The organism is Acetobacter sp. AAB5 (assembly GCF_050106715.1).
GTDB classification, from domain to species: Bacteria; Pseudomonadota; Alphaproteobacteria; order Acetobacterales; family Acetobacteraceae; genus Acetobacter; species Acetobacter oryzifermentans.
The window spans coordinates 1-3,934 of the sequence record NZ_JBNIEW010000033.1; the positions used below are offsets into that span (position 1 = coordinate 1).

6 protein-coding genes are annotated in these 3,934 nt (G+C 55.8%); 1 reads left to right on the plus strand and 5 read right to left on the minus strand.

Annotated features, from left to right (window positions below):
* Window positions 1-313: 313 nt before the first annotated feature.
* Genes ACP7IZ_RS13435 through ACP7IZ_RS13445 form a run of 3 tightly spaced genes read right to left on the minus strand, consistent with a single transcriptional unit; the run spans window position 314 to window position 1,385 of the window.
* Window positions 314-856, minus strand: a complete 543-nt coding sequence (locus ACP7IZ_RS13435) for a hypothetical protein (protein ID WP_426849659.1) — start codon at window positions 854-856, stop codon at window positions 314-316.
* Entirely contained in the window at window positions 856-1,083 is a 228-nt protein-coding gene (locus ACP7IZ_RS13440; RefSeq protein ID WP_124307303.1) for an EexN family lipoprotein, read from the minus strand. The genes ACP7IZ_RS13435 and ACP7IZ_RS13440 overlap by 1 nt, the downstream gene beginning before the upstream one ends.
* 2 nt (window positions 1,084-1,085) lie before the next feature.
* Window positions 1,086-1,385: a mobilization protein gene (locus tag ACP7IZ_RS13445; RefSeq protein WP_426849661.1), complete on the minus strand. Its 300-nt coding sequence runs from the start codon at window positions 1,383-1,385 to the stop codon at window positions 1,086-1,088.
* A 162-nt stretch (window positions 1,386-1,547) separates the two neighbouring features.
* On the opposite strand from ACP7IZ_RS13445, the gene mobQ reads away from it, so the two are divergent.
* A complete protein-coding gene (gene mobQ / locus ACP7IZ_RS13450) occupies window positions 1,548-2,858 on the plus strand; it encodes a MobQ family relaxase (RefSeq protein WP_426849663.1) in 1,311 nt (436 codons plus the stop codon).
* 9 nt (window positions 2,859-2,867) lie between these two features.
* On the opposite strand, the gene ACP7IZ_RS13455 is transcribed toward mobQ, so the two are convergent.
* Together ACP7IZ_RS13455 and ACP7IZ_RS13460 are read right to left on the minus strand one after the other, a co-directional pair.
* Window positions 2,868-3,473, minus strand: a complete 606-nt coding sequence (locus ACP7IZ_RS13455) for a helix-turn-helix domain-containing protein (RefSeq protein WP_426849664.1) — start codon at window positions 3,471-3,473, stop codon at window positions 2,868-2,870.
* A 277-nt stretch (window positions 3,474-3,750) separates the two neighbouring features.
* Window positions 3,751-3,934, minus strand: a 184-nt coding sequence (locus tag ACP7IZ_RS13460; protein WP_426849666.1) for a hypothetical protein, incomplete at its 5' end; no start/stop codon positions are given.

Here is a 3,934-nt window from a genome sequence, read left to right on the forward strand (position 1 = left end):
GGGTAGCGGTGTGGGCAGGCGGTGGGAAACGCGCCAGCGTTTTCCACGGGCTGTCCATGCCCTATCCACGGGCGGAACGCGGCCCGTAGGGCGGCGCACATATCCACGGGCTTAATGCCTCACGTGGGAGTACCGAGCGCGAGCGCGAATTATGCGGGGAAAATGTCACGAAAGCAGCTTGTCTGGCGCTTCGCGGGCTACGCCGCTCCCGCTCTGCGCTCGCCCAGACCTGAAACACCCTTCAAATTGGCCCGTAAATGGCTCAGGAATGGGGTGTATGGGTGTTCTGGCAGTTCTCTAGCTTGAAGCAGCTTTACGGCGTTGTAGGGGGCGCTATGGGCCAAACAAGCCCCTCTCCGCTCTCGGATACGCACCACGTCCCTTTTCGGTCGGTTTTAACCTTGTAGCCCTCGATTTTACACATTCCGAACGCCTGAATCTGCCCGACCTTGTCCATCTGGTAGGCTAAGCGGCCAGATGGTGATGAGGCGGCCCATTCTCCCAGTGCGTCCCTTTCCTTGGCGCTTCTCTGCCCGTCCGCGAACCCTTCGGCATATCCTGCTCGACTGCCCTTAATGTCACCTAGAAACGCTGAGCAGAACACCAAGGCAATCGCCCCAAATCCGCAGGCTGCGAACAGGAAAAGCCGGTCGGTCTTGATATGCTTCGTGACCTCTTGCGCCGCTTCTTCAACCCGTTGCGCTGACTTGGTGCTTTTGGCGTCCAGTGCCTCAAGCTGCTTCGCTAGGGCTGGTAGCTGGCTGGCTGCTTTGGAATAGGCCCGTTCCGACCGCTCAACAGTGTTTTTTAAATCCTCAAATTCACGGAGGCCAAAATCTCCCGTGTCGTCAGTCATCACGGCATATCTTTTGTTGGATTGAAGTTCCCGTAATCTTTCTTACTGAAAGCCGATGAATCAATCGCATTTTGGCAATCAGGTGAAGCCGAATACTCTGCATCATTGGTGCATTTTTTTATTGTTTCTGATCGCTCTTTCTCGTGAGAGTCATACCAGTTTTTGTCATGATGTTTTTTGCAACCTGCAAGAGATAGCAATGCTAAAAATATGGTTAATTTTTTCATTGTTAAACATTCTGAATTTGTTTTGGGCGAGGTATGATGAACCCGTGATCTCGAAAAGCCTTCACGTCTTGCTCTCGTGACAAACGCTTAAGAAGCGCCTCAATCACGTTCGAAAATCTGTCATCACTTTCCGCAGCTTTTAGTAGAGCGCCGCCCAAGATTATTTTCTGACGATCTTCAATTTTTCGTTTCTGTCTGTTCTCGGCGTTGCGGGCGTCTCTTAGTGCATTACGCGCCTGCTCAAGCCTCTTTTCGGCTTCAAGAACTTTCTGGGATTTTGCGGGCTGACTCGTGTTTGTCATTTTGCACGGAACTCCTCTTGATTGTAACCATACAACAGAATCAGATTGACAACAACCCTTAATGTCGTCTAGATATTAAGGGCGCACTTATGCAAAGTCTGCGACTTTGCGTGCGACAGGGGCAAACCCCTTGCAACCCCATTCTGTCAGCGAGCCGATCACGTGGCGATCTTCCACCTGTCCGTTAAGACCGTATCGCGGAGCACCGGCAGAAGTGCCGTTGCCGCTGCGGCTTATCGTTCAGGGGACACGCTGACCAATGAACGCGATGGACGCCAGCACGACTACGCCAACCGAACCGGGATTGATGATAGTTTCATCATTGCCCCGTCTGGTTGCGAGTGGACGCACGATCGCTCGACATTGTGGAACGCCGCCGAGCAGGCCGAGAAGCGTTCTAACTCGGTTACGGCCCGCGAATATGTGCTGGCCCTTCCTGCTGAATTAGACGCCAAAGAAAGGGCGGGTCTTGCACGCGCCTTTGCCTCTGCCGTGGTCGAGCGTTACGGGGTCGCTGCTGATGTCGCCTTGCACGCTCCCAGTGTGGGCGGCGATGATCGAAACTACCACGCCCACATTCTCACCACGACACGGGAGGTTGAGCCGGGCGGGCTGGGCAAGAAAACCCGCATACTGGACGCCGCCAAGACGGGTGGGCCGGAGATCGAGAGCCTTCGGGAATTGTGGGCCATGCAGTGCAACGAAGCACTGGAACGGCACCAGCAACCGGCACGCATCGACCACCGCAGCTATGAGCGGCAGGGCGTGGATGAAATGCCGACCATTCACCTTGGCCCCACCAGCACAGCAGTAGAGCGCAAACACAAGGCCGAACATGAGCGAAAGAGGGAGCCATACAAGCCCCAGACGTTCAAAGCGCAGGAGAACGAGCGCAGGCGCAGCCTTAACGACCATGTGCGCGAGATGGTGCGCGAACTTGCCGAGACTGTTAGGGACGTGGCCGAGAAGGCCAAGAGCGCCAAAAAGAGGGGGATTCAGGCCCTCTTGAGGGCCGTAGGAGCCAAACGCCGAGATCAGGAGATCGAACAGGCCAGACAGGCAGCAGAAGCCCGCAGGCGTGAGGAAGAACGCATCATGGCTAAGCTAGAGCAGGAGCGCATAGCGGCCAAGGAAAAGGCGCTAAAAGACGCGGAATCCCGCAAGGTTGATATGGTTCGGCAGGTTAAAAGGCTGTCCCCTGATGCCCGCGAAAGGTTCCTTGCAACCGAATATCCGGCAGATCCGTTTGAGCGTGTCGTGAAGGGGTGCGATCACCCCTTGGGCACCGCTGGACTGAACGCAGAGGAGAAGGTTGTTCGGGCGGAGCTGAAGGTGCATCAGGCGCAGGAAAAACGGCAGCAAGTCGAGAGGACGCAGGCGCCTTCGCGTGGACGTGGTCGTGGTGGGCCGTCCCGTTCCCGGTCACGGGATTACGACAACGGGCCGGACTATAGCGGGGGGCCGGGTTTCTGACGCCTTGGGCTAACGCCCAGGGCGTCCCGTGTAGTCCTCTAAGTCGCTTTGTTGCGGCTTCTTTTGGCGTGCCGGAAGATCAGGCTCTAGGCCCTCAATAGACGGTTGAGACGGCGGCGGCATACCGGGCCCGGTGGGAAGCTGGCGCTCACCGGGGTAGAGGACCGGGATACCCCGCAGGGGTTCTTGGTTAGCCAGTTCCGCGCGGTCTGGTTGTTCTTCATCGGTAACCAAAACAGCGGCGGAAAATAGGCTGTAACGGATTCCGTCACGCGGCCCGCTCCAAGCTACTCGATCATTGACCACGTATGCGTTGGTAGTCCCGGCCGCACCTACTTGACGAACTTCCAACCATTGACCGTCGCGCAGCACTTCTATGGCCCGCTGCACAGTCCTGACCGTGCAGCCCATAGTCTTCGCCAACGTCTTTTGCGAAGCCACCAGCGCGTTGTGGTTTCCCATGTTGCCAACAATGACGTGCATTAGGGCTGCCGCTTTTGGGTGGGAGGCTATCAACCGTGCCCAAGCCTCATGGGCTGCACGTTCAGTTTGAACCCATGACCCCTTTGGGGCGGTTGTGATCTCAAGGGGAGGCTTTGGAGGTTGAGGCATCATAACACCCTACGACATTCATGTCGTATTTTCTGACATGAATGTCGTAGGGTGGCAACATTTTTGTGTCGCAATACTGGACACAGATAGGTCAAATGTTTGCAATACATGTCAAAAAACGCGACACGAAAATGTCGCCCCCCTACGACATAGCTGGTGTCGCCCCCCCCCCCCATAAGTCATTGAAAAACATAGATATTTTTTTTTGCTCCTTCTATGATCTTTCGGAGCACGAAATCTGGCGAGAAAAATTAAGGATTTGTTCTCCCAGAACGAACACTTAACAAATCCTTAAAATCAAAAAATCGCTCTTGTTGTGTGTGCCGGTGGGTATGTGTGCCGAGCGTGGAGCAGGTGGGTAGCGGTGTGGGCAGGCGGTGGGAAACGCGCCAGCGTTTTCCACGGGCTGTCCATGCCCTATCCACGGGCGGAACGCGGCCCGTAGGGCGGCGCACATATCCACG